This is a genomic window from Hydrocarboniphaga sp. (genome assembly GCF_965279055.1).
Taxonomy (GTDB): domain Bacteria; phylum Pseudomonadota; class Gammaproteobacteria; order Nevskiales; family Nevskiaceae; genus Hydrocarboniphaga.
Window position 1 is genome coordinate 4,103,503 of record NZ_OZ257125.1, and the last position, 24,352, is coordinate 4,127,854.

General features: G+C 66.2%; 23 protein-coding genes. 18 read left to right on the plus strand and 5 right to left on the minus strand.

The genetic code is table 11. The features are described 5' to 3' along the window. The first annotated feature begins 144 nt into the window (after positions 1-144). Entirely contained in the window at positions 145-1,833 is a 1,689-nt protein-coding gene (locus ACQZF9_RS18520) for an AMP-binding protein (RefSeq protein ID WP_428310440.1), read from the plus strand. 90 nt (positions 1,834-1,923) lie between these two features. Here the strand turns inward: ACQZF9_RS18520 and minE are convergent, their stop codons facing one another. From minE to minC, 3 genes are all read right to left on the minus strand, one after another. Beyond that, entirely contained in the window at positions 1,924-2,187 is a 264-nt protein-coding gene (gene minE / locus ACQZF9_RS18525) for a cell division topological specificity factor MinE (protein ID WP_428310441.1), read from the minus strand. Between the two features lie 4 nt (positions 2,188-2,191). After that, positions 2,192-3,001, minus strand: coding sequence for a septum site-determining protein MinD (gene minD / locus ACQZF9_RS18530; protein WP_428310442.1), 810 nt, complete (start codon positions 2,999-3,001; stop codon positions 2,192-2,194). Between the two features lie 67 nt (positions 3,002-3,068). Further along, on the minus strand, positions 3,069-3,809 hold the full coding sequence (minC, locus tag ACQZF9_RS18535) for a septum site-determining protein MinC (protein ID WP_428310443.1): 741 nt from the start codon (positions 3,807-3,809) through the stop codon (positions 3,069-3,071). A 177-nt stretch (positions 3,810-3,986) separates the two neighbouring features. Between minC and ACQZF9_RS18540 the strand changes: the two genes are divergently transcribed. From ACQZF9_RS18540 to ACQZF9_RS18610, 15 genes are all read left to right on the plus strand, one after another. After that, the gene (locus tag ACQZF9_RS18540; protein ID WP_428313458.1) at positions 3,987-5,534 is read left to right on the plus strand and encodes a circularly permuted type 2 ATP-grasp protein; all 1,548 of its coding nucleotides are present in this window, start codon (positions 3,987-3,989) and stop codon (positions 5,532-5,534) included. Beyond that, a complete protein-coding gene (locus tag ACQZF9_RS18545; RefSeq protein ID WP_428310444.1) occupies positions 5,534-6,478 on the plus strand; it encodes an alpha-E domain-containing protein in 945 nt (314 codons plus the stop codon). Before ACQZF9_RS18540 ends, ACQZF9_RS18545 begins: the two co-directional genes overlap by 1 nt. Before the next feature lie 169 nt (positions 6,479-6,647). After that, positions 6,648-7,211 carry an HNH endonuclease gene (locus ACQZF9_RS18550; protein WP_428310445.1) on the plus strand — a complete coding sequence of 188 codons (564 nt, stop codon included), beginning with the start codon at positions 6,648-6,650 and terminating at the stop codon, positions 7,209-7,211. A 269-nt stretch (positions 7,212-7,480) separates the two neighbouring features. Then, positions 7,481-7,783, plus strand: coding sequence for an SH3 domain-containing protein (locus tag ACQZF9_RS18555; RefSeq protein ID WP_428310446.1), 303 nt, complete (start codon positions 7,481-7,483; stop codon positions 7,781-7,783). A 15-nt stretch (positions 7,784-7,798) separates the two neighbouring features. Then, positions 7,799-8,476 (plus strand): outer membrane beta-barrel domain-containing protein, encoded by a 678-nt coding sequence (locus tag ACQZF9_RS18560; RefSeq protein ID WP_428310447.1) that lies wholly within the window; start codon positions 7,799-7,801, stop codon positions 8,474-8,476. Positions 8,477-8,490: 14 nt separating this feature from the next. Next, the gene (locus ACQZF9_RS18565; protein WP_428310448.1) at positions 8,491-9,003 is read left to right on the plus strand and encodes an AraC family transcriptional regulator; all 513 of its coding nucleotides are present in this window, start codon (positions 8,491-8,493) and stop codon (positions 9,001-9,003) included. Continuing rightward, positions 9,000-10,475 carry a tetratricopeptide repeat protein gene (locus ACQZF9_RS18570; RefSeq protein ID WP_428310449.1) on the plus strand — a complete coding sequence of 492 codons (1,476 nt, stop codon included), beginning with the start codon at positions 9,000-9,002 and terminating at the stop codon, positions 10,473-10,475. Before ACQZF9_RS18565 ends, ACQZF9_RS18570 begins: the two co-directional genes overlap by 4 nt. Beyond that, positions 10,472-13,816, plus strand: coding sequence for a tetratricopeptide repeat protein (locus ACQZF9_RS18575; protein WP_428310450.1), 3,345 nt, complete (start codon positions 10,472-10,474; stop codon positions 13,814-13,816). The genes ACQZF9_RS18570 and ACQZF9_RS18575 overlap by 4 nt, the downstream gene beginning before the upstream one ends. Continuing rightward, a complete protein-coding gene (locus ACQZF9_RS18580; protein ID WP_428310451.1) occupies positions 13,813-14,289 on the plus strand; it encodes a hypothetical protein in 477 nt (158 codons plus the stop codon). The genes ACQZF9_RS18575 and ACQZF9_RS18580 overlap by 4 nt, the downstream gene beginning before the upstream one ends. Before the next feature lie 66 nt (positions 14,290-14,355). Continuing rightward, entirely contained in the window at positions 14,356-14,985 is a 630-nt protein-coding gene (locus tag ACQZF9_RS18585) for a MotA/TolQ/ExbB proton channel family protein (RefSeq protein ID WP_428310452.1), read from the plus strand. 19 nt (positions 14,986-15,004) lie between these two features. After that, on the plus strand, positions 15,005-15,535 hold the full coding sequence (locus ACQZF9_RS18590) for an ExbD/TolR family protein (protein ID WP_428310453.1): 531 nt from the start codon (positions 15,005-15,007) through the stop codon (positions 15,533-15,535). Continuing rightward, positions 15,532-16,050 (plus strand): ExbD/TolR family protein, encoded by a 519-nt coding sequence (locus ACQZF9_RS18595; protein ID WP_428310454.1) that lies wholly within the window; start codon positions 15,532-15,534, stop codon positions 16,048-16,050. The genes ACQZF9_RS18590 and ACQZF9_RS18595 overlap by 4 nt, the downstream gene beginning before the upstream one ends. Continuing rightward, complete coding sequence (locus ACQZF9_RS18600) at positions 16,047-16,991, plus strand: TonB family protein (RefSeq protein WP_428310455.1); 945 nt, start codon at positions 16,047-16,049, stop codon at positions 16,989-16,991. The genes ACQZF9_RS18595 and ACQZF9_RS18600 overlap by 4 nt, the downstream gene beginning before the upstream one ends. A gap of 19 nt (positions 16,992-17,010) precedes the next feature. After that, positions 17,011-17,802, plus strand: coding sequence for a sulfite exporter TauE/SafE family protein (locus ACQZF9_RS18605; RefSeq protein WP_428310456.1), 792 nt, complete (start codon positions 17,011-17,013; stop codon positions 17,800-17,802). A 202-nt stretch (positions 17,803-18,004) separates the two neighbouring features. Beyond that, the gene (locus ACQZF9_RS18610; RefSeq protein ID WP_428310457.1) at positions 18,005-19,942 is read left to right on the plus strand and encodes a CocE/NonD family hydrolase; all 1,938 of its coding nucleotides are present in this window, start codon (positions 18,005-18,007) and stop codon (positions 19,940-19,942) included. A 132-nt stretch (positions 19,943-20,074) separates the two neighbouring features. On the opposite strand, the gene ACQZF9_RS18615 is transcribed toward ACQZF9_RS18610, so the two are convergent. Beyond that, positions 20,075-20,515, minus strand: coding sequence for a CoA-binding protein (locus ACQZF9_RS18615; RefSeq protein ID WP_428310458.1), 441 nt, complete (start codon positions 20,513-20,515; stop codon positions 20,075-20,077). Between the two features lie 218 nt (positions 20,516-20,733). Between ACQZF9_RS18615 and ACQZF9_RS18620 the strand changes: the two genes are divergently transcribed. Then, positions 20,734-21,639: an alpha/beta fold hydrolase gene (locus ACQZF9_RS18620; protein ID WP_428310459.1), complete on the plus strand. Its 906-nt coding sequence runs from the start codon at positions 20,734-20,736 to the stop codon at positions 21,637-21,639. A gap of 175 nt (positions 21,640-21,814) precedes the next feature. Further along, positions 21,815-23,200 (plus strand): 30S ribosomal protein S12 methylthiotransferase RimO, encoded by a 1,386-nt coding sequence (gene rimO / locus ACQZF9_RS18625; protein ID WP_428310460.1) that lies wholly within the window; start codon positions 21,815-21,817, stop codon positions 23,198-23,200. Positions 23,201-23,440: 240 nt separating this feature from the next. Here the strand turns inward: rimO and ACQZF9_RS18630 are convergent, their stop codons facing one another. Then, positions 23,441-24,343 carry an AEC family transporter gene (locus ACQZF9_RS18630; protein ID WP_428310461.1) on the minus strand — a complete coding sequence of 301 codons (903 nt, stop codon included), beginning with the start codon at positions 24,341-24,343 and terminating at the stop codon, positions 23,441-23,443. Between the last annotated feature and the right edge of the window lie 9 nt (positions 24,344-24,352).

A 24,352-nucleotide genomic window follows, 5' to 3' on the forward strand; every position in this document is an offset into this window, starting at 1 on the left:
CGGTGCCATACGCCGGCGCATGCCGGTTCGCCGCGCGACTATGAATCCCCTATCATCCGGCGATCCGCGGAGGACGGGCAGTGACGCGGAGCGCCAAAAACCCATAACTAAACGCAAAACCACGACAGGCAGGACTTCTCGCCAATGACCGCGAACAGCGCCGCTACGGCCAGCAAAATCTGGCTTTCGCAATATTCCCCTGGCGTGCCTGCCGAAATCGACCTGAGCACCTACCAGTCGATCGTCGACATCCTCGAAACCGCCTGCAAGCGCTATCGCAACCAGGTGGCCTACGAGTGCATGGGCATCAGCATCACCTACGACGAGCTGGACAAGCTCACCCAGGATTTCGCCAGCTACCTGCAGAACGTGCTCGGCCTGAACGCCGGCGACCGCGTCGCGATCATGCTGCCCAACCTGCTGCAGTATCCGGTGGTGATGTTCGGCATCCTGCGCGCCGGCCTGGTCGTGGTGAACGTCAATCCGCTGTACACGCCGCGCGAACTCGAACACCAGCTCAACGACAGCGGCGCGCGCGCGATCGTCATCATCGAAAATTTCTGCGTGACCTTGCAGCAGGTGCTGGGCAAGACCAAGGTCGAGACCGTGGTCACCACCGAGATCGGTGATCTGGCGCCGTTCCCGAAGCGGCCGCTGATGAACTTCGTCGTCAAGCGCGTCAAGAAGATGGTGCCGGACTGGAACATTCCCGGCACGGTGCCGCTGCGCAAGGCCCTGGCGCGCGGCCGTTCGCAGCCCTATCACCGCGTCACCATCAAGCAGGAAGACACCGCGTATCTGCAGTACACCGGCGGCACCACCGGCGTGTCCAAGGGCGCGCAGCTGCTGCACCGGAATATCGTCGGCAACGTGCTGCAGGTTCGCGCCTGGCTCAGCGGTTATCTGAACGACGGCAAGGAGCTGATCATCACGGCGCTGCCGCTGTACCACATCTTCGCATTGACGGCGAACTGCCTGGTGTTCCTGTCGGTCGGCGGCAAGAACGTGCTGATCCCGAACCCGCGCGACATGCCGGGCTTCATCGCCGAACTGGCCAAGCACAAGTTCACGGTGATCACCGGCGTCAACACCTTGTTCAACGGCCTGCTGAATACACCGGGCTTCGCCGAGCTGGATTTCAAGCCACTGCGCTTCACGCTCGGCGGCGGCGCCGCGGTACAGCAGGCCGTCGCGGAACGCTGGAAGAAGGTCACCGGCGCGCCGCTGTCCGAGGCTTACGGCCTGACCGAAACCTCGCCCGGCGTGTGCATCAATCCGATGACCTCGCTGGAATGGAACGGCACCATCGGCACGCCGATCCCGTCGACCGACGTGGTGCTGCGCGACGACGACAACAAGGACGTCGTGCCCGGCGAAGCCGGCGAGCTGTGCGTGAAAGGCCCGCAGGTCATGGCCGGTTACTGGAACCTGCCGGAGGAGACCGCCAAGGTGATGACGCCGGACGGCTACCTGCGCACCGGCGACGTCGCGACGATGGACGAGCGCGGCTACTTCAAGATCGTCGATCGCAAGAAGGACATGATCATCGTTTCGGGCTTCAACGTGTACCCGAACGAAATCGAGGACGTGGTCGCCAGGCACAGCGGCGTGCTCGAATGCGCCTGTGTCGGCGTGCCCGACGACAAGACCGGCGAAGCGGTCAAGGTTGTCGTGGTCAAGAAAGATCCGGACCTGACCGTCGCCGCGCTGCGCGAGCACTGCAAGCAGTTCCTGACCGGCTACAAGATTCCGAAGACGATCGAGTTCCGCAGCGAGCTGCCGAAGTCGCCGATCGGCAAGATCCTGCGGAAGGAGTTGCGCGGGAAAGCCTGAGCTGCGCCTGTAGGAGCGGGCTTGCCCGCGACCTGAAAGCTCTCAGTCGCGGGCAAGCCCGCTCCTACAGGGTGACGTTGTAGCGTCGAACTACGTGCGTTCCGGCAGCGTGATACTCATCGCCAGCACTTCGTCGCCGTCTTCGCGCTTCACATCCACGTGCACCGCCGAGTCCGGCACGGCGACGTATTTGCGCACCACGGCCAGCAACTCCTCGCGCAGGCGATTCAGATATTCCGGGCCATTGGCGCGGCCGGCGCGCTGATGCGAGACCACGACCATCAGCCGCTCCTTGGCGGTCTGGGCGCTCGCGGTCTGCTCGGCGCGAAACAGTTTCAGCCAGTCGAAAGCCATAGGCCTAGCCTCCGAACAGTTTGCTGAGCAAACCCTTCTTCTCAGCACTGATGAAGCGGTGCGGGCGCTCCTCGCCGAGGAAGCGCGCGACCAGATCCTCGTAGGCCTGGCCGGCGTCGGTGAGCTTGTCGTTGATCACCGGCGAACCCGAGTTGGATGCCGACAGCACGCTCGGCGATTCCGGAATGATGCCGAGCACCGGGATGCCGAGGATGTCCTTGACGTCGTCGATCGACAGCATCTCGCCCTTGGCGACGCGCGCCGGGTTGTAGCGCGTGATCACCAGGTGCTCCTTGACGCGCCCGGCGCCGCTCTCGACCAGCTTGGTCTTGCTGGCCAGCAGGCCGAGCACGCGATCGGAGTCGCGCACCGAGGATACTTCCGGATTCGTCACGACCAGCGCCTCGTCGGCGAAGTACATCGCCAGATGCGCGCCGCGCTCGATGCCGGCCGGCGAGTCGCAGATGATGTAGTCAAACTCCTTGGCCAGCTCATTGAGCACTTTCTCGACACCGGCTTCGGACAGCGCGTCCTTGTCCCGCGTCTGGCTGGCGGCCAGCACGTAGAGGTTGTCGTATTGCTTGTCCTTGATCAGCGCCTGGCGCAGGTTCGCCTCTTCGTGGATCACGTTGACGAAGTCGAACACCACGCGGCGCTCACAGCCCATGATCAGATCGAGATTGCGCAGGCCGACGTCGAAGTCGATCACGACGGTCTTCTTGCCGCGCGCGGCCAGGCCGGTGGAGAACGAGGCGCTGGTCGTGGTCTTGCCGACGCCGCCCTTGCCCGATGTCACTACGACGATTTTCGTCACCGCTGCCCCTCTTTAAAGTTCGTTACCGCTTTTGAAGTGTTCGTCCGGACCGGCGCGCAGCGCCGCGTCAAGAGTCGAGCCGTTCGATTTTGAGTGTGCCCTGCTGCAGGCTGGCCTGCACCGCCTGGCCGCGCAAGGCACCCTGCATCTGGTCGGCGACCGCATAGACGCCGGCGACCGCGAGCAGGTCAGCCTCCATCTTGCGACAGAAGATACGCGCCGCGGTATCGCCGCGCGCGCCCGCCAGCGCGCGGCCGCGCAGCGTTCCATAGACGTGGATGCAGCCGTCCGAGATCACCTCGGCGCCCGGGCTGACCAGCTGGGTCACGATCAGGTCGGCGCCTTCGGCGTAGATCTGCTGGCCGCTGCGCACCGGCTCGGTGACGATCCGGGTCGAGCGGCGCACCGCCAGCTGCGGTGCCGGCGCGGCGATCGGCTCGGGCGGCGGCGGCGCTTCGACCGGCGCTGGCTCGACCGCGCGGGCTGCACTGCGGCCTTCGCTGACCACATCCGGCGGCAGCACCGGCAGGCCGCACAGACGCGCGTCGCCGGCCAGCGCGCCTTCCATCGCGGCCAGCGGCTGCATGCCGAGATCGCGCATCAGCTTGAGCACGCCGGCCAGCTCGATAGCAAACTCGCTCTCCAGGATCACCGGAAGGCCTTCGATGGCCTGCGGCATCTGCCGTGCGAAGTTGCGCAGATGGGCTTCGATCGCCTTGAGGTCGGGATCGAGCACGCGCACCCGCGTCAAGGACAGCACGCGCCCCTTCAACTCCAGAGCAGGCTTGGCTTTGGGCATGGATTTCATCTAGCGGAATTGCATCAGTCTATCATCCAGGCTCGCGATCTCCCGCGGCCTGCGGTCCGCGGCCGACGCACCGAAGCGGTGCAGCGATGGCCTATGTTTTGCTACGGCTTCCTGTTAGCGTAGGTCTTTAGTTGTTCAACAAAAAAAGCGGCCATCACCCTGCGGGAGATCATGGCAATCGATTGGCGGCAATACCGCTGCGAAAACTTCTACGACGAGCTGTGTGAGGCACCCGGACGGCCCCGCGCCGCGGCCCTCAAGCTCGCCGAATATCTGCAAGCCCTGTCCGAACCGGAAATGGCCGAGCGTCGCCTCGCGGCGGAGCTGGCGATCAAGGTCATGGGCATCAGCTTCACGGTGTATTCCGAGGGCAAGAATGTCGACCGCGCCTGGCCGTTCGACATCATTCCCCGGATCATCCCGCTGACCGAATGGCAGAAGACCGAAGCCGGTCTGAAGCAGCGCGCCTACGCGCTGAACCTGTTCATCCAGGATCTGTACAACGACCAGAAGATCATCAAGGACGGCGTGTTCCCGGCCGACCTGCTGAACGAGTCGGTGAACTTCCGCAAGCAGTGCATCGGCGTCAAGCCGGCCAACGGCGTCTGGGCGCACATCTGCGGCTCGGATCTGGTGCGCGACAAGGACGGCACCATGTACGTGCTGGAGGACAACCTGCGGGTTCCCTCCGGCGTTTCCTACATGGTCGAGAACCGCCTGGTCACCAAGCGCGTGTTCCCGGAGCTGTTCGAGGCGACCACGATCCTGCCGGTGGACGATTACCCCGCGCAGCTCTACGACACGCTGGCGGCGATCTCGCCGCGGCCGCTGGACCAGCCCAACATCGTGCTGCTGACGCCGGGCATCTTCAATTCGGCCTACTTCGAGCACGCCTATCTGGCGCAGCAGATGGGCATCGAGCTGGTCGAGGGCACCGACCTGTTCGTCGCCGACGACGACTGCGTCTACATGCGCACCATCTACGGCCCGCGCCGGGTCGACGTGATCTATCGCCGCATCGACGATCTGTTCCTCGATCCGGAGGCCTTCAACCCCGATTCCATCCTCGGCGTGCCCGGCCTGATGCGCGCCTGGATCCGCGGCCGCGTGGCGCTGGCCAACTGCCCGGGCGCCGGTGTGGCCGACGACAAGGTCGTCTACGCCTTCGTGCCGGCGATGATCAAGTACTACCTGGGGGAGGACCCGATCATCCCCAACGTGCCCAGCTATCTGTGCATGGACCCGAAGCAGCGCGAATACGTGATCGCCAACCTCGACAAGCTGGTGGTCAAGCCGGCCAACGAGTCCGGCGGCTACGGCATGCTGATCGGCCCGCGCTCGACGCCGGAGGAGCGCGACAAGTTCCGCCGCCTGATCGAGGCCAACCCGCGCAACTACATGGCCCAGCCGACCCTGGCGCTGTCGACCGCCCCGACGATGATGGAAGACAACAGCGTGGAACCGCGGCATCTCGACCTGCGCCCCTTCATCCTGTCGCGCGGCAGCGTCGAATCCACCTATGTGACCACCGGCGGCCTGACCCGCGTGGCGATGGTGCGCGGCTCGCTGGTGGTCAACTCCAGCCAGGGCGGCGGCGCCAAGGACACCTGGATCGTCGATATGGACGACAGCCCGATGCAATCGCAGAGCCTGGGCGGCATGAGCCAGTCGCAGGCCTTAGGCAGCGGCTCGCCGCAGGACACGCCGGCGCGGGGTGACGACTGATGCTGTCGCGCGTCGCTAGCAACATCTACTGGCTCGGCCGCTACCTGCAGCGCGCCGAGAACACCGCCCGCCTGGTCAACGTCAACGCGCTGCTGCTGCTGGACCTTCCACGCGGCATCCCGTTCGGCTGGCAGCCGCTGATCCAGATCGTCGGCTCCGACGACCTGTACCGCTCGCTCTACGGCGACGACTACAGCGAATCCAATGTCGTGCGCTATCTGCTGCTCGACCAGCGCAACCCGGGCTCGATCCACAGCTCGCTGCATGCCGCGCGCGAAATCCTGCGCACGGTGCGCGACGCGACGCCGCGCGAAGTCTGGGAAAAGCTTAACGACCTGCATTACTACGTGATCGGCCAGGGCGAAGGCGCGTTGAGCCGCTCGCGGCGCGGCGCCTTCCTGCAGCGCGTCATCGACGGCACGATGCTGGTCTACGCGGTCCTGAGCCAGAACATGAGCCAGGACGTCGGCTTCCAGTTCCTGCGCATCGGCACCAATCTCGAACAGGCCGACATGACCACGCGCATCCTCGATGTGCGTTCGACCTCGCTGCTCGATCCCACCGGCCGCGCCGAGCAGCTGGCGCCGCTTTACAACATCCAGTGGATGAGCGTGCTGCGCTCGCTGACCGCGTACCAGATGTATCGCCGGCACGTGAAGGCACGCGTCAACCGCACCGGCGTGCTGCGCTTTCTGCTGCAGAACCGCGAGTTCCCGCGCAGCGTGACGTTCTGCCTGAGCATGATCGCCAGCACCTTGCCGCATCTGCCCGAAGCGCGCAGTGTCGAGCGCACCCTGTGGCGGGTGCGCGCGCTGGTTCAGGACGCCAACGTCGACAAGCTGGTCGAAGCCGGCCTGCACGAGCTGATCGACGAGATCCAGCTCGGCCTCAGCGACCTGCACGAGGCCCTCGCGGAAGTCTTCTTCAAGACGCCGCAGTCCTGAGATAAATAATCGTATAAAGCTTCGAATGTCGCATTTTTAGAACACCGCGCCGCTTGTCTTGGAATGGCCATGGTGCGCGTCGATAATGGCGCGCCGCTCCGTGTACCTGTAGTAATGACGTCATGCGCGGCAAAGGATGCATCGGTTCAAAGTGGCGAACGGAGTGGTGATGATCCCTTCGATTCTGAAACTCGATTCCGGCGGCTTACCCGTCGGCTGGATACGCTGGCAGACGGCGGCGACGCTTTACGCGCGCAAGCGTGTCAGCTGGGAGGCCGGCGCCGAGCGCTTCCGCATCTTCGGCGGACTCAACGCCGGCAGCGGTGAACGCTCGCATATCGAAATCGGCTCAATCATCGCGGTCTCCGACCGCACGCGCAAATTCGCCACCGGCGCGCCGCTGCTGACCAATCGCACCTTGTTCCAGCGCGACCACAACCTGTGCCTGTACTGCGGTCAGCAGTTCTCGCCGTCGGTGTTGACGCGCGACCACGTGATCCCGGCTTCGCGCGGCGGCGAGAACGTGTGGATCAACTGCGTCACCGCCTGCGAACGCTGCAATCACCGCAAGGCCAACCGCACGCCCGAAGAAGCCGGCATGAAATTGCTGGCAGTGCCGTACACGCCGAATCTGGCCGAGTACCTGATCCTGAGCAATCGCCGCATCCTCGCCGACCAGATGGAGTTCCTGTTGAACTTTTCCGGCAAGAAACCGCGCAACCGCGCGGCCTGAGCAAAAAGAAACCACACAAAACTTAACTTTTCTCAACTCGCTGCGCGGTACTACTTCAATTGAGTTCTAGTAATTTTGCGTACGCCGCGGCCGTGCTCCACCTGTCATCAATGCGCATCCTTTCGTCGACTTGAATGCGTGCGGCGATGTTCGCTGGCGGACACTCGGCTCAACATTTCCCATTAAAGAGCCAGCAAGCCTTGCTTGCTAGACTAAAAGGCGGACGCGTGTTGCCACGTACGCGCATAACCTCGGGAACAGGGACGTTGATGAGTACTCCACGCCGGTGGATCTTGGCCTGCTGCTGCGCGCTGCTGCCGCTGGCGGCGCATGCCGAGCCGGCGCCTTCGATCGAAATCCTCGCCGCTTTCGTCGAGCTGCATACCTCACCCGACGAGCGCTATCCGATACACGAGATCGCCGAACGCGGTGAACAGGTGCGCGTGCTCAAGCGTCAGACGCGCTGGTACAAGCTGCGCACACCGTCCGGCAAGCAGGGCTGGGTTTCCGAAACACAGCTGGGTCCGTCGCTGACGGCGGCCGGCTACGCGCTGTCGACATCCGATCAATAAATCTTAGGACACACCGTGAGCTCGCAATCCAAAGCCCTGGTTCGGGCAGCGCGTCATCTGGCGATCACTTTGTCGGCGCTGGGCACGCTGTCGGCCTGCAGCCTGTTCCAGAGCCGCGAAGGCGATGCCTCGCGCACGCTGCCGGGCGAAGCAGCGGCCACGCAGTCGGTGGATCCGAACATCACGCGGCCCGAGGTGCAGGTCAAGCGGATCAAGGCGCAGGACTACGAACTCGGCGGCTACGCGCAGGGCATCGTGCTGGATCGCAACCACACGGTGGGCCTGTACGGTGTGCGCGCCGCGTATCACAAGACCGACAAATTCTTCGTCGAAGGCAATGTCGCGTTCTCGTCGAAAATCGGTTTCGAGGATGTGCGCCAGGCCATCGGCGCCAGCGAAGATCCGGGCCTGGATTACAGCACCTACGAATTCAGCGTCGGCTACGACCTGGTTCCCGGCGATCTGTACATCACGCAGTCCTACACCCTGCCGTTTTCGTTTTATGCGATCGGCGGCCTCGGCTATGTCGACTACGAAGGCGTCGGCAACTTCGCCTACAGCTACGGCGGCGGCCTGCGCGTGACGCCGACCGACTATTTCGCGATCCGCTTCGAGTTGCGCAACCAGGCCTGGTCGGACAAGAAAACCAATGACAACGCCGCCTTTTCGATCGGCGTATCGGGCTACTTTTAATGGGGCACCGCGCCTTGATCCGGCTGGCAGCGGTCGCGGCGATCTGGCTGTGCGCGGGTGGCATCGCGGCGGCTGAAGACGCGCGCGTACTCGATGCCGATTCGCAGGCGCTGAAGCGTCAGATACTCGAGCTCGATCGCGATCTGCGCGTGCTCGAAGACCTCACGCTGCATCCGGCCGATTCGCGCATCGCGATTTTCGTCGCGATGGACATCGGCGCCTTCTTCAAGCTCGAGAGCGTCAAGGTGGAACTCGACAATCGCGAAATCGCGCGGCACGACTACACCGACGCCGAGACCGACGCGCTGATCCGCGGCGCGGCGCACGAGGTCTATGTCGGCAATTTGAGCAGTGGCCCGCACCAGCTGCTGGCCGTGTTCACCGGCAAAGGCCCGCATGGACGCGACTACCGGCGCGCGGTCAATCTCGATCTGCAGCCGGCGAGCGGCCCGCGCAACGTCGAACTGCGCGTCGGCGACTGGCAGGACCCGCAGAAGCCGCAGTTCAGCGCACAGGTGAAGCCATGATGCGCGAGCCGCTGCTGATCGCAGCCGCCGCCGGCCTGATGTTCTGCAATGCCGCCGGCGCCGACTCGACGTTCGGCGCCAAGCCGCTGCGCGGCCTGCAGTACGGCGACGTGCTGTTCCACTACTACCAGGATCAGGACTTCGACGCGCTGACCGAGCTGATGATGGCGCGCTCGCTGGATCAGCCGCAGGCCAACGACGTCGACGGCGAGCTGCTGCTGGCCGGCCTGCTGCTGTCCTTCGGCCAGACCCGCGATGCGATCACCGGTTTCGAGCATGCGCTGCAGACCGAAGTCCGCCGCGACAAGCGCAACCAGGCCTGGCTGTCGCTGGCGCGCGCGCTGCACCAGACCCGGGCCAACAGCGAGGCACTGGCCGCGCTGCAGCACATCGACGCACCGCTGGAATCCGATTCCAAGAGCGATCTCGAAGCCGACCGGCAGATGCTGACCGCGGAACTGCTGATCGACCTCGGCCGCTTCGATGAGGCGGCGAGCACCCTGCGACGCTGGAAAGGCGCTCGCGACTGGATGCCGTATGCGCAGTACAACCTCGGCGTCGCGCTGCTGCGCGCCGGCCGCAAGGACGAAGGCGAAAAGCAGCTCGACGCGGTCGACCGCTTCGACCTGCGCGCCGAAGAACAGCGGGCACTGCGCGACCGCGCCAACACCGCGCTGGGTTACAGCCATCTGCAGGCCAAGGAATGGGACGCCGCACGCAACGCGCTGCGCCGCGTGCGGCTCGCCGGACCGAGTTCCAACCAGGCGCTGCTCGGCCTGGGCTGGGCCGAATCCGGCCTCGAAAACGATCGTGACGCGCTGGTGCCGTGGATGGAACTGGCCAGCCGCGACGCCGCCGATCTCGCGGTGCAGGAAGCGTTGCTGGCCGTGCCGTATGCGATGGCACGCGCCGACGCGCCGACCGCCGCGGCCGAGCAATACCAGGTCGCCGTCAATCGTTTCCAGCAGCAGGCGCAGAAGCTCGATGCGCTGAGCGCGGCAGTGAAGCAGAACAGCTTCGTCGACCGACTGCTCGACGCCAGCGACGCCCAAGGCGATCTGAAAGCAGACGCCAGCAAGCCGGTCGCGCCGCTGGCCCAGCTGCCCGAAGCGCCGGAATACCAGGCGCTGAGCAAGCTGATCGCGTCCGACGAATTCCAGTCCGGCCTGCACAACGCGCGGCGCCTGCGTTTTCTGAAGCAGCATCTCGCCGGATGGCTGCCGCGCGTCGCCGCCTTGAAGGCGGCCGCACCGAATGCCGACTGGCCGGCGCAATCCGCGCGTCTCGCAAAATTGTCCGAGGCCTGTGACCGCATGCTGCAGCGTCAGCGCAGCGCGCTGCAGGATCAGGCGCTGGCCGAAATGCAGCGCACGCGCAAGCGCCTCGCCGACTACGAAACCGAAGCGCGTTTTGCGCAGGCCCGCGTGCTCGACCGCTCCACCACCGCACCGGCCGCAGGCAAGCGCCCATGATCGTCGTCACCACCCTGCTCGCCGCATCGCTGATGTGGCCGTTTGGCAGCGACGACAAAAAAGACCCACCGCCGCGCGACGGCACGCTCGGCACTCTGCAGGATCGCCGGCCCGAGCTGCCGCCCGAACCGCCGCCCAGTGCGCAGGCCAACGAGCGCGCGCGCCAGGGCTACCAGCAATATCTGGATAACGCGCAGGCCGATCCCAAGCTGGCCGCCGAGGCGATGCGTCGTCTCGCCGACCTGGAGCTGGAAAGCGCCGATCTGACCGACGCCAGCGTTGATGCGCGCGCCGCCTCGTATCGCAAGGCCGCCGCCCGTTATCGCGAGCTGCTGAAGAAATTCCCCGACGACGCCAAGAACGACCAGGTGCTGTACCAGCTGGCGCGCGCTGAAGAAGGCGGCGGCGATGCCAAGGCCGCGCTCGCCGCGCTGGGCGAGCTGGCGACGCGCTATCCGCAGTCGCCGATGCTGACCGAGGCGCAGTTCCGCCGCGGCGAAGTGCTGTTCGGCCAGCATCGTTACGACGAGGCCGAAAAATCCTATGCGGCGATCGTCGCGCGCGGCCCCGCCGCCGCCAGTAAAGACGCCGAAGGCAAGGACAACAGCTACTACGAGCCGGCGCTGTACAAGCAGGGCTGGTCGCGACTCAAGCAGGACGAGTATCAGGCCAGCCTGGATGCTTTCTTTTCGCTGCTGGACCGCCGTATCGGCAAGGTGCAGGCCAAGGATATGGCGGCGCATCTGTCGGCCATGGCGCGGCCCGAGCGCGAGCTGATCGACGATAGCCTGAGGGCGATGGCGCTGGCCTGCATGGGTCTGGGCACGCCGAAAACCGCCGGCGAGCAATTGGCCAGGCACGGCGATCCGGCCTACGGCTACCTGCTGTACAACAACCTCGCCGCGATCTATCTGAAGCAGGAACGCTACAACGACGTCGCCGCGACGATGATGGACTTCGTCGCCGCGCATCCGCTGCATGCGCAGGCACCGGCTTTCGAGATCCAGGCGATCGCCGCGCTCGATTCCGGCGGTTTCGCCACGCAGGCGCTGACGATGCGCGCCGACTACGTACGCCGCTTCGGCCTCGACCAGCCGTACTGGGCCGGGCGCAAGCCGGCCGATCAGCCGGACACGGTCAACTACCTGCGCGACTCCAGCTGGATGCTGGCGCAGCAGCATCACGCGCTGGCGCAGAACAAGAACAGCAAGCCGGATGAGCGGGTTGCCGAATCGCGCGCCGCGGCCGAGCAATACCGTCTGTATGCGCGCTATTTCCCGCAGGATCCGCGCGCGCCGCAGGCGCAGTTCCTGCTCGGCGATCTGCTCTACGACAGCGGCGACCTGCCCGGCGCGATCAGCGCCTACGAAGCTGCGGCTTACGACTATCCGAACTTCGATCGCCGCTCCGACGCCGCCTACGCCGCGCTGCAGGCGTATCAGAAACACGAGAGCACGCTCAGCGGGACCGAGCGCGACGCCTGGCATCGCAAGCGCCTGACCTCGGACCTGCGCTTCGCCAGCACGTTCTCGGATCGCAAGGAGGCGGCGCAGGTGCAGTCCAATGCCGCAGCCGGCCTGTTCGAAGCTGGCGATCTGAGCACCGCGATCAGCGCAGCCGAAGGCGTCACCAAAGATCCCAAGGCCGACAACGAATCCAAGCGCGTTTCATGGCGCGTGATCGGCCACGCCGCCTTCGACAAGCAGGACTATGCGCGCGCCGAGGCGGCGTATCTGCAGGTGCAGAAACTGTCGCCGCCCGGCAGTGCGCCGGACAAGGACATCTCCGAGCGACTCGCCGCGGCGATTTATCGACAAGGCGAAAAAGCCCAGGCTGCCGGCCAGGCGCAAGCCGCCGCGGATCACTTCTCGCGTGTCGCCGCCGAAGCACCGGATACCCAGATTCGGGTCACCGCGGACTACGATGCCGCGATGGCGACGCTGAAAGCCGGCAAGCCGGCTGCGGCGATCCCGATGCTGCTGGCGTTCCGCGACAAACATGCCGGAGAGCCTCTCGCCGCCGACGTCACCAAGACGCTGGCCGCGACCTATGAGAAGAACGGCCAGCCGCGCGAAGCCGCCGCCGAACTGCAGCGTATTTCGGATACACCCGGCAGCGATCCGCAGCTGCAGCGCGAAGCGTTGTGGCACAGCGCCGAGCTGCTGATGCCGATCGACAAGACCGCCGGCGCGCGCGCACTGCGCCAGTACGTCGAGCGCTATCCGACGCCGTTCGACACCGCGATCGAGGCCTACCAGAAACTGATCGATATCGCCGCTGGCGACAAGGATCCGGACATCAGGAACGAATGGTCGCGGCGGCTGGTGAATTTCGAAGCCGGCGGCGGCAGCGCGCGCACCGAGCGCTCGCGGGCGCTGGCGGCGCGCGCTTCGCTGATCCCGGCGCAGCAGGCGCGCGATGCCTTCATCGCGGTCGAGCTCAAGTTGCCGCTGAAAGCCAGCCTCGCCGCCAAGCGCAAGCGCCTGGAAGACGCGCTCGCCGCCTATGGACGCAGCGCCGACTACGGCGTCGCCGAGGTGCTGACGCAGGCGACGTTCGAAACCGCCGAGCTGTATCACGAGCTGGCACGCGCGCTGAAGAAATCCGAGCGTCCGCGCGATCTCGACGCCGCCGCGCTCGAACAATACGACCTGCTGCTGGACGAACAGATCTTCCCGTTCGAGGACAAGGCGATCGCGATCCACGAAGGCAACGCCAAGCGTGCCGCGACCGGTCTGTACGACGTCTGGGTGCAGAAGAGCTACGCCGAACTCGCCGGCCTGTCGCCGGGCCGCTACGGCAAGGGCGAGCTGCCGGAGACATCGGTGCCGGCCGGCGGCGTCGCGCCGCCCGCATTCGACAGCGCCGTCGCCAGCCTCAAGGCACAGAACTACGCCGCCGCGGAAGCCGGCTTCAAGTCGCTGGTGAAAGACTATCCGGCGTTGCCGGGCGCGCTGGTCAATCTGGGGCTGACGTATCGGCAGATGAACTATCCGGCCGACGAGGAGAACGCGCTGAAGAAAGCCGCGAGCACGTTCCCCAAATTCGCGCCGGCACAGCATCAGCTCGGCGTCTGGCTGCGCCGTCGCGGCCAGTTCCTTGATGCCGATGCCGCGCAGCAGCGCGCGATCGCCGCCGATGCCGGCTACGCCGCCGCGCATTACGATCGCGGCGTGCTCAACGATCTCTACCTGCAGCGCCCGACCGAAGCACTCGCCGAATACGAGAAGTACCAAAGCCTGCTGCCGGCGCCGGACCCGCAGGTCGCCAGATGGATCGCCGATCTGCGCCGCCGCAGCGGCGCGCCGGCCGCGGTGTCTGCAAACGGAGGCACACCATGAAGTTGAAGAGCCGACTCGATGTCGTGCCCTCTCCCACCGGGAGAGGGTGGCGCGACGCGCCGGGTGAGGGCCTCCGAGTCACAACAAAGCGGCGTTGCGTCGGAGACGCCCTCACCCCTGCCCCTCTCCCGGCGGGAGAGGGGTTCTCCTTCGGCAGGTCTGCGTTGTTTGCCGCGGCTCTGCTGCTCGTCGCGATGCCCGCTGTTGCCCAGCAAACGAAAACTCAGCCGAATCCCGCCGCCAACGAAGGCCCGAGCCAGAACCTGCAGCTCGACACGACCCAGATCACCGGCAGCCGCGAACAGCCGACGGTGATGAACATCCTGCCGTGGAAACGCGCCGGCGCCAGCGAGCTGCCGGGCGCGCCACCCGATTCCCTTTTGAACGAAGTGGTGCAGCCGGTGAACCGCGTTGAGTTTCGGCGCGAACTTCGCTACGCCGATCCGGCGGGCAGCACACCAAGCAAGCCGTAGCGGCACACTGCAAACCATCCGCGCTCCCAACACAACACCATCGTCACCGCACATAAGGCAAAGACCATGAGCTTGAGCAACATTCCCTCCTTCTTCCAGGCCGGTGGCTTGTTCATGTATCCGATCCTGGCGCTGCTGGCACTGGGCCTGGCGATCACCATCGAGCGCATGATCTACCTGAAGCGCGCGCATACCGAGAGCCGCGTGCTCTGGGGCAAGCTGATGCCGCTGATCAACGCCGGCAACTACGGCGAAGCCGAGAAACTGGCCAGCGGCTCGACCACCGCGATCGGCCGCGTGCTCGGCTACGGCATCGCCCGCTCGCGCGGCGCCACCAAGCGCCCGCCGGTGGAACGCGCGATGGAAGAAAGCCTGATGGAAGTCACGCCGCAGCTGGAGCGCCGCACGCATTACCTGGCGACCTTCGCCAACGTCGCGACGCTGCTCGGCCTGCTCGGCACCATCATCGGCCTGATCCACGGCTTCGGCGCGCTCGCCGACGTCAATCCGGCGCAGAAGCAGGATCTGCTGTCCAAGGCCGTGTCCGAGGCGATGAACTGCACCGCCTTCGGCCTGATGGTGGCGATTCCGTTCCTGCTGATCCATTCCTGGCTGCAGTCGGTCACCGACTCGCTGGTCGACCAGATCGAAATGGCGGCGGTGAAGTTCCTCAACAGCCTCGGCCTAGAAGACTAAGCAAGCAAAGGCCGCCGCCATGATGCAGGGAATCGCCAAGAACACGCGCCGCGCGATGCGTCGCGCCAAGCGTCGGCGCGGCACCGAGCTGAACCTGGTGTCGATGATCGACGTGCTGACGGTGCTGGTGTTCTTTCTGCTGGTGAACCAGATCGGCGTGTCGGTGCTCGGCATCGAGCTGCCCGGTCCGCCGGTCGCCAGCGCCGAACCGCCGCCGGAGCAACAGGACCTCAGCGTGATCGTGCGCGAAGGCGGGCTGACGCTCGCCGACAACAACGCGCCACTGGCCGAATATCCGAAAACCGCGCAGGGCTACGAATACGCCGCGCTGGTCGCCAAGCTGCTCGAACTCAAGCAGGCCGCACCCGACGACAAGCGCATTTCGCTGATGCTCGAACCCGGCATCTCCTACGAAACCCTGGTGTCGCTGATGGACGCGGTGCGCTCGGATTCGGCAACGCCGGGGTCCAGTGGCGCCGAGCTGTTCCCGCAGGTCTCCGTCGGCGTCGCGCCGGATGCGGCGCCTACTGCCACAGGAGCCCAGCCATGAGCCTGCTCGGCAGTGCCACACGCCGCCGGCGCATGCTGCGCAAGGCCGAGCGCCCGGACGCGGTGCCGCTGAACCTGGTGTCGATGATCGACGTGTTCACGACGCTGGTGTTCTTCCTGATGCTGACCTCGACCAGCGTGCAGACCTTGCGCGCGCCGCGCTCGCTGACGCTGCCGCCGTCGGTATCGGTGCAGCCGCCGGAAGACATGGCGGTGGTCATGGTCACGCGCGACATGATCCTGTTCCAGGGCGAGCCGGTGATGAGCGTCGCCGACGCCGAGCGCGATCCGAACGCGCTACTGGCGCCGCTGAAACAGCGCCTGCTGCTGGTACCGCAGACCGCCGATCCGAACGACCCCAGCGGCAAGCTGACGCGCGGCGAAATCAACATCATGGCCGACAAGGATCTGCCGTTCGCGCTGCTCAACAAGGTGATGACGACCTGCGGCGGCGACGCCGGTTTCGCGCGTATTTCGCTGACCGTGAATCGCGGTGGCGCAGGCAAGAAGTCATGAGCCAGCACGCGATCCGCTGGGAAAGCTGGGAACTCAATGCGGCCGCGGACCGCCGCTTCCGGCTGATCTGCCTGCAGGTCGGCGTGCCGGTGCTGATCTTCGGCGTGCTGATGTCGATCCTGCGTTTCGAGCGCGAAGCGCCGGCGGTGTTGCCGCCGCCGCCGCGCCAGTACGCGCAGCTATTGCCGCCTCCGCCTCCGCCGCCGAAACCCAAAGTCGAAGAACCCAAGCCGGAGCCGAAGCCGATCGAGGCGCCGAAACCCGAACCGGTCAAGCCAAAACCGGAACCCAAGCCGGAGCCGCAGAAGCCCGAGCCCAAACCCGAGCCGACGCCCGAGCAGCTCGCCGAAGCCGCGCGCCAGCGCGCCGCCAAGTCCGGCCTGATGTCGCTCAGCGAAGACCTCGCCGCCTTGCGTGATTCGCAGACCGCGGATCGCGTCGCCAGCGGCGCGGCGACGATCAGCGGCAGCGGCGCACCGGCCAAGCAGGCCTCGTCGTCGACGCTGGGCGAGACGCGCGGCAGCGGCGGCATCAATACCGGCGGCCTGAGCCGCGACACCGGCGCCGCCGGCCTGGGCGAACGCAGCACGTCCAGGGTGCAGGCCGCGGCCGGCAGCCCGGCAGGCAAGGCCGCGGCCAAGGGCAGCGGTGGACGCGATCGCGAAGAAGTCGAGGAAGTGTTCGACCAGAACAAGGGCTCGATCTATGCGCTGTACAACCGCGCGCTGCGCGACAACCCGGCGCTGCAGGGCAAGCTGGTGCTGAAGCTGACCATCGAGCCCGACGGCTCGGTGTCGAGCTGCTCGATCGTCTCCAGCGAGCTCAAGGATCCGGAGCTGGAAGCCAAGCTGGTCGAGCGCGTCAAGCTGTTCCGCTTCAAGCCCAAGGACGTGCCCCAGGTGACGACGACCAAGCCGCTGGATTTCTTCCCGTCGAATTGAGCGTGACCGGCAGCCGGCCATGAGCATCCTGCTCGGCATCGTCGTCGGCCTGGTGCTCGGGCTGACCGGCGCCGGCGGTTCGATCCTGGCTGTGCCGCTGCTGATGGCCGGCCTGGCCTGGCCGCTGACGCAGGCCGCGCCGATCGCGCTGCTGGCGGTCGCCGCGGCCGCCGCGCTCGGTACTTATCTGGCATGGCGACGGCACTACGTTCGTTATCGCGCGGCGACGCTGATGTCGATCGTCGGCACGCTGACCTCGCCGCTCGGTCTGCATGCCGCCGAGCGTCTGCCCGCCGCGGCGCTGTCCCTGGTGTTCGCGGTGATTCTCGGCATCGCCGCGATCCGGCTGCTGCTGCAAAGCCTCGACAAAGGCGCCGACGGCGACACCCATCTCGGCCGGCTGTGCCGCTACGACCCGGTCAGCGGCCGCCTGGTCTGGACCTGGCTCAGCGGCTCGGTGCTCGCCGCGATCGGCGCGCTGACGGGTTTCCTGTCCGGCCTGCTCGGCGTCGGTGGCGGCTTCTTCATCGTGCCGGCGCTGCGCGCGGCCACCGAGCTGACGATGCAGGCGGCGATCGCGACCTCGCTGATGACCATCGCGCTGACCAGCCTCGGCACCGTCGCCATCGCCGCGATCGTCGGCCGCGATATTCCGGTGCTAGTGGCGCTGCCGTTCGTGCTCGGCAGCCTGCTCGGCATGGCCGCGGGCCGCTGGCTTGCGCCGAAACTGCCCGGCGTGCGGCTGCAGCAGGGCTTTGCGCTGCTGATGCTGCTGGTCGCGGCCGGCATGGCGCTGCACGGCCTGGCGTAGCCCGGGTTGAAACCCGGGAACCAAGCCATCAACCCGGGTTTCACCCGGGCTACGACAGGGCCGTAAAAACAGCTCTCAACGCGCGCGGCGGCCACTGCCGGGCGCATCATGCTCGTGTAAACATTTCGACATCGATGGCCTCGGCGCAAGCACGCCGGCCACGACTGATCGAAACCTGGGTCCGGTGAGGACGGAGAGCCTAATGAAGCAGAAATCGAACAAGCTGTTGCTCGCGGGCGCGTGCGCGCTGCTGGTCGCGGTCAGCGGCTGCGGCGGCGGCGGCTCCGACGGCGGCGACGGCATCACCACCGCCAAATCGGCCTGGACCACGCCGGGCACGCGCGACAGCACCGCCGGTAGCGGCAGCGCGATCACCAGCAATGCCGACGCGGTGTGGAGCGACTACAACCCCGCGGCGGCGTATCCGGCGACCAAGAACCAGCCGCTGCAGTACATCACGATGCGCGACGGCACCCGGCTCGCCGCGTATCTGACGCTGCCGGCCGACGCCGACGGCAATGTCGTCGCCGGCAAGTTCCCGACCGTGCTCGTGCAGACCAGCTACAACGGCGTCAGCGGCAGCGTGGTGCCCGCGCTCGGCGGCGCCGACGATCTGCTGGTCACGCACGGCTATGCCAGCATCACCGTCGACGTGCGCGGTACCGGCCAGTCCGAAGGCAGCTGGGAAGCCTTCGGCCCGACCGAACAGGCGGATTACGCCGAGGTCGTCGACTGGGTCGTCGCCCAGGACTGGTGCGATGGCCGTATCGGCCTGCAGGGCGTGTCCTACCTCGGCATCACCGCGATCCTCACTGCGGCGCAGCGCCATCCGGCAGTCAAGGCGGCGTTCCCGATCGTGCCGATCGGCGACGGCTACCGCGACATCGTCTTCACCGGCGGCCAGGTCAACCCGACCTTCATTCCGTTATGGCTGGCGCTGGTGTCGGTGCTCGGCCTGACCAACCCGACCGCGATCACCGATCCCACGGTCGGCATTCCGGTGCTGCTGCAGCATCTGCTCAGCGCGGTCACCGAATTCCAGGTGCCGACGATCCTGAAAGCGCTGGTCGGCGATCCGGAAACCGCCTACGACGGCGACTTCTGGAAGGCGCGTTCGCCGCTGGAGCAGGACGCGCAGATCAACGTGCCGACCTTCGTCGTCGGCGGTCTGCACGACCTGTTTCAGCGCAGTGAGCCGATGACCTACGAGGCGATCAAGACGCACGCGCCGACCAAGCTGCTGATCGGCCCGTGGACGCATCTGCAGGCCGCGACCGGCGCCGGCCTGCCGGTGGACGGCGTGCCGAGCCTGAGCCAGATCACGCTGCGCTGGTTCGACCAGTACGTGAAAGGCCTGGACGTCGGCGCCGACAAGCTGCCCAACGTCACCCAGTGGGTCGCCGGCTACGATCACTACGTCACCGCCACCGACTGGCCGCATCCGCAGGCCAAGGCGCAGCGCCTGTACATGCACGCCGACAAGACCCTGTCGACGACGGCGCCAACCGAGGCCGACGGCGCCAACAAGGTGCTGCAGCTGCCGATCGAAGGCCTGTGCTCGATCAGCACCTCACAGTGGACCGCCGGCATCGCCGGCTACATCCCGCTGCCCTGCTTCAGCAACAGCAACAGCGCCGAACGCTATTCGGTGAAGTACGAGACGCCGGTGATGGAGGCCGATTACTACCTCAACGGCCCGATCCAGGCCGACATCTGGATGTCGACCACGGCCAGCGACGCCGGCCTGTCGGTGCGCGTCGACGACGTCGACGCCCGCGGCACCGCGAAGTCGCTGACCAATGGCATCCAGACCGCGTCGCTGCGCGCGGTCGACGACAGCCGCTCGCGCAAGCTCGACGGGCAGTCGATCCAGCCCTGGCATCCGTTTACGCAGGAATCGGTGCAGGCGGTCGGCGCGAACACGCCGGTGCTGGTGCCGGTGGAAATCTTCGCCACCAGCGCGCTGATCGCCAAGGGCCACAAGCTGCGCGTCTCGGTCGGTGCAAGCGACCTGCCGCAAGGCGTGCCGCCGATCCCGACCCTGCTGCAGTCGCTGGTCGGCGTGCTGACGATCCACAGCAGCGCGACGATGCCGTCGAGCGTGGTGATTCCGGTGGTGCCGGCGAGCGCGTTGAACTGATGACATTGCCCCTCTCCCTCCGGGAGAGGGGTTGGGGTGAGGGCGGTGGGAAATGCAAGGCTCTTTCAATCCTGGAAGGCCCTCACCCGCCCCTTCGGGGCACCCTCTCCCGAAGGGAGAGGGCACAGCGGATCAGCCGCCGAACTGCCGGTGATCCACCATCAGGCAGCGGTTCTGCACCACGTCGATTCCGGCCTTCGCCAGGGTCTCGGCGACATCGTCGTTGCGGATGCCGAGCTGCATCCACACCGACTTCGGCCTGGCGGCGAGGATGTCGGGCAGGTGCGCCGCGATATCCGCGGGCCGGCGGAACACATTGACCATGTCGATGCCGCCGGGAATGTCGGCGAGCTTGCGATAAACCGGCCGGCCGAGAATCGCCGACACGTCCGGGTAATACACCGGCACCGGAATCACCTCGAGGCCGGCGTCGGACAGGTACTGCGGCACGTAGAACGCGGCCTGGTCGGCCTGGTTTTCGGTCTTGATGCCGAGTACCGCGATGCGCCGCGTCGCCTGCAACAGGCGCCGGATCGCGTCGGGGGTTTCGATCAGATGTTCGCGCCAGTCCATGAGGCCAAGCCTAGCGCAAAGCCCGGCGACCCGGCAGCGAGCGCCGGCGGCGCCGACACCCGCGCTCGATGGCGCCATGCGTGAGCGATCTCCAGCCGCCGTTACACACCGTGTGTCCCACCGTGCGTCGCGGCAGATGACAACGAGGTGACTAGCAAAAAATTTTCTTGCTATAGTCGGCTGCCTCAAAAGATTCACGGAAACGACAACAAGCCGTCATGAAACTCTGCTGGTCCGCGAGCAGCGCCTGCGTCAACGGCCTGCAACTGACGTTCGAAACCGCCGGACCCGCCCATGGCGAACCGCTGATGCTGGTGATGGGCCTGGGCGCGCAGCTGATCCACTGGCCCGACGCGCTGTGCCAGGATCTGGCGCAACGCGGCTTCCGGCTGATCCGCTTCGACAATCGCGATACCGGCCTGTCGGCCGAGGTCGATCGCGGCGTACGCGTGAAGCTGGCGCGCGACTGGCTGCGCACGCGTCGCGGCGGCGCCTGCAGCAGCAACTACACGCTGCACGACATGGCCGACGACGCGATCGGCGTACTCGACGTGCTCGGCATCGCACGCGCGCATATCGTCGGCGTGTCGATGGGCGGCATGATCGCGCAGCTGCTCGCGGCCAAATTCCCGCAGCGCGTCCTCAGCCTCAGCTCGATCATGTCCAGCACCAATCACCCGCGGCTGCCCGGCGCGCGGCTCGACGTGCTGCTGCACGTCGCCGGCCTGACCCCGCGGCCGAAGACCCGCGAAGCGGTGATCAAACGCTCGCTGACGATGCTCAAGCGCGTCGGCAGCCCGGGCTTCCCGACGCCGGTGGAGTATCGCGCCCAGCTCGCCGGCCGCGCCTTTGATCGCGCGTTCCGCCCGGCCGGCGTGCTGCGCCAGACCCACGCGATCGTCGCCACCGGCAGCTTCGAAGACCTGCTCCCCGGCATCATCGCGCCGACGCAGATCATCCACGGCCTCGCCGACCCGCTGCTGCGCCCGGCCTGCGGCCGCCGCAGCGCGCAGCTGATCCGCGGCGCGCGCCTGGAACTGATCCCGGGCATGGGCCACGACCTGGCGCCGAGCCTGATGCCGAAGTGGTCGGGGCTGATCGCGGCAAACGCGGCGCGGGCCTGACCGCTTTTACCCTCTCCCCTTGCGGGAGAGGGTGGCCCGAAGGGCCGGGAGAGGGGTTGTAGGCCCGACCTCGCAACCCCTCTCCCGCCGCTGCGCGGCACCCTCTCCCACAAGGGGAGAGGGAAGCCTGAGTTTCGGTACAATATGCGGTTCTAGATCTGTTGCGTGCCTGCCGATGTCCTCCGTTGCCGCTCCCCGCCGTCCCCGTTCCAAGTCCGCCGCGCCCAAGGTCGGTTTCGTTTCGCTGGGTTGCCCGAAAGCGCTGGTCGACTCCGAGCGGATCCTGACGCAGCTGCGCGCCGAGGGTTATCTGACCGCGCCGACCTATGACGCGGCCGACGTCGTCATCGTCAACACCTGCGGCTTCATCGACAGCGCGGTCACCGAATCGCTGGATGCGATCGGCGAGGCGATGAACGAGAACGGCAAGGTCATCGTCACCGGCTGCCTCGGCGCCAAGAGCGAGATGATTCGCGAGAAATTCCCGGATCTGCTGTCGATCAGCGGCCCGCAGAATTTCACCGCGGTGATGGACGCGGTGCATCTCGCCGTGCCCTACGAACACGACCCGTTCGTCGACCTGCTGCCGGCCAAGCGCGCGCGCAAGGCCGACGACGTCGGCGTGAAGCTGACGCCGAAGCACTACGCCTACCTGAAAATTTCCGAAGGCTGCAATCACAAGTGCAGTTTCTGCATCATCCCGTCGATGCGCGGCCGGCTGGATTCGCGTGTCGTCACCGACGTACTCAAGGAAGCCGAGCGCCTGGTCAAGGCCGGCGTCAAAGAGCTGCTGGTGATTTCGCAGGACACCTCGGCCTACGGCTCGGACCTGAAGTACGCCGGCGGTGAATGGCGCGGCCAGGAATACCGCACGTCGATGCTGGATCTTTGCCGCGGCCTGGGTGAACTCGGCGTCTGGGTGCGGCTGCATTACGTCTACCCGTATCCGCATGTCGACGCGATCATTCCGCTGATGGCCGAGGGCAAGATCCTTCCCTATCTCGACATCCCGTTCCAGCACGGCTCGCCCAGCGTGCTCAAGCGCATGAAGCGCCCGGCCTTCGCGGAAAATTCACTGGAGCGGATCAAGGCCTGGCGCCGGATCTGCCCCGAGCTGGTGATCCGCAGCACCTTCATCGTCGGCTTCCCCGGCGAGACCGAGGAAGAGTTCCAGGAGCTACTGGACTGGCTGAAGATCGCGCAGCTCGACCGCGTCGGCTGCTTCCAGTACTCGCCGGTGGAAGGTGCCACCGCCAACGAACTCGCCGATCCGGTGCCGGAAGCAGTGAAAGCCGAGCGCTACGAGCGCTTCATGAAAACCCAGGCCAAGATCAGCAAGGCGCGGCTGAAGAAAATGGTCGGCCGCACGCTCGACATTCTGGTCGACGAAATCGACGAGGACGGCGTGCTCAGCGGCCGCTCTTATGCGGATGCGCCGGAGATCGACGGCAAGGTGTACCTGTCCTGCGACTTCCCGCTGAAACCGGGGCAGATGATCAAGGCCAAAGTGCTGCAGTCCAACGAGCACGACCTGCACGCCGAAGCGATCGAGCCGGATTGATGAGGCCTGTTGTCATTCCCGCGAAGGCGGGAATCCAGGGCTGAAAGCGCTGCTCTACCCGTCACTGGATTCGCGCTTTCGCGGGAATGGCGCAGGGCGTGAAGGATTTCGGCGTCCTTCGATACGCCTCGCGAGCGAGGCTACTCGGGAGGAACGGGGTTTTCTTCGGGCTTCAATGGAAACCCGTTCCTCCCGAATAGCCGCAACGCGGCGTATCGAGAGACGCAAGCGCGGGCGCACTCAAACCCCGATCAGCCAATACCAGATCGGCACCGTGATGAAGCTCAGCGCGATGCCGACGCTGACCAGCGCGTTCGCCAATGGCGGATTCAGCCCGTGATCCTCGGCGATGATGCCGGCAGTGATCATCGGCGCCATCGCGATCTGCAGAATACCCACCGTGATCGGCAGGCCGTGCAGGCCCATGACGATCGCGCCGCCCCACATCAGCGCCGGCAGCGTGATCATCTTCCATGCCGCGCCGATGCCGAACAGCGGCAGGAAGCGGCGCACCTCGCCCAGGCGCAACTGGAAGCCGACCGAGAACAGCGCGATCGGCGTCAAGGTGTCGGCCAGGCGCTGCAGCACGTGCTCGACCGGCGGCAGCCAGACGAAGCCGGACAGCTTCATCAACCCGGACAGCAGCAGCGCGTAGACCGGCACGAAAGAGAACACCCGCCTGGCCATCTCGGCCAGGTTCGCCGAGCGGCCGGCGAAGTACGCGGCCACCGGCAGCGACACCATCACCACGTTGAAGAACGTCGCCTGGTCGGCGATCACCGCCGGCCCCAGGCCGGCCGGGCCGACCACCGCGACGATCAGCGGAAAGCCGACGAACGAGGTATTGCCCAGCCCCCAGCACAAGGTCATCGCGCCCTGGGTGCCGCGATCCCAGTTCAGGCGCCGCGCCAGCACCGCCATCAGCGCCATCGTCGAGAACATCAGCACGAACGGGCCGATCGCCGGCAACAGCATGCGCGCGTCGAAATGCAGTTTCGGAATCTGCACCAGGATCACGCAGGGCAGCGCGATGCGGATCAGCCAGGCATTGAACGTGGCCGGTGCCGCTTCGGGCACCAGCTTGAAGCGCGCTGCCAGCCAGCCCAGGAACGGGCACAGGCCCAGCAAAATGAATTCACTCATGCCGCGCTC

Bases quoted from the DNA above. Each gene is read 5' to 3' on its own strand.
- ACQZF9_RS18630 (WP_428310461.1), bottom strand. From the start codon at position 24,343: ATGAGTGAATTCATTTTGCTGGGCCTGTGCCCGTTCCTGGGCTGGCTG.
- ACQZF9_RS18600 (WP_428310455.1), top strand. From the start codon at position 16,047: ATGAGCCAGCACGCGATCCGCTGGGAAAGCTGGGAACTCAATGCGGCC.
- ACQZF9_RS18570 (WP_428310449.1), top strand. From the start codon at position 9,000: ATGATGCGCGAGCCGCTGCTGATCGCAGCCGCCGCCGGCCTGATGTTC.
- ACQZF9_RS18585 (WP_428310452.1), top strand. From the start codon at position 14,356: ATGAGCTTGAGCAACATTCCCTCCTTCTTCCAGGCCGGTGGCTTGTTC.
- minC (WP_428310443.1), bottom strand. From the start codon at position 3,809: ATGAAATCCATGCCCAAAGCCAAGCCTGCTCTGGAGTTGAAGGGGCGC.
- ACQZF9_RS18615 (WP_428310458.1), bottom strand. From the start codon at position 20,515: ATGGACTGGCGCGAACATCTGATCGAAACCCCCGACGCGATCCGGCGC.
- ACQZF9_RS18555 (WP_428310446.1), top strand. From the start codon at position 7,481: ATGAGTACTCCACGCCGGTGGATCTTGGCCTGCTGCTGCGCGCTGCTG.
- minE (WP_428310441.1), bottom strand. From the start codon at position 2,187: ATGGCTTTCGACTGGCTGAAACTGTTTCGCGCCGAGCAGACCGCGAGC.
- rimO (WP_428310460.1), top strand. From the start codon at position 21,815: ATGTCCTCCGTTGCCGCTCCCCGCCGTCCCCGTTCCAAGTCCGCCGCG.
- ACQZF9_RS18605 (WP_428310456.1), top strand. From the start codon at position 17,011: ATGAGCATCCTGCTCGGCATCGTCGTCGGCCTGGTGCTCGGGCTGACC.
- ACQZF9_RS18610 (WP_428310457.1), top strand. From the start codon at position 18,005: ATGAAGCAGAAATCGAACAAGCTGTTGCTCGCGGGCGCGTGCGCGCTG.
- ACQZF9_RS18595 (WP_428310454.1), top strand. From the start codon at position 15,532: ATGAGCCTGCTCGGCAGTGCCACACGCCGCCGGCGCATGCTGCGCAAG.
- ACQZF9_RS18580 (WP_428310451.1), top strand. From the start codon at position 13,813: ATGAAGTTGAAGAGCCGACTCGATGTCGTGCCCTCTCCCACCGGGAGA.
- ACQZF9_RS18545 (WP_428310444.1), top strand. From the start codon at position 5,534: ATGCTGTCGCGCGTCGCTAGCAACATCTACTGGCTCGGCCGCTACCTG.
- ACQZF9_RS18620 (WP_428310459.1), top strand. From the start codon at position 20,734: ATGAAACTCTGCTGGTCCGCGAGCAGCGCCTGCGTCAACGGCCTGCAA.
- ACQZF9_RS18520 (WP_428310440.1), top strand. From the start codon at position 145: ATGACCGCGAACAGCGCCGCTACGGCCAGCAAAATCTGGCTTTCGCAA.
- ACQZF9_RS18590 (WP_428310453.1), top strand. From the start codon at position 15,005: ATGATGCAGGGAATCGCCAAGAACACGCGCCGCGCGATGCGTCGCGCC.
- ACQZF9_RS18550 (WP_428310445.1), top strand. From the start codon at position 6,648: ATGATCCCTTCGATTCTGAAACTCGATTCCGGCGGCTTACCCGTCGGC.
- ACQZF9_RS18575 (WP_428310450.1), top strand. From the start codon at position 10,472: ATGATCGTCGTCACCACCCTGCTCGCCGCATCGCTGATGTGGCCGTTT.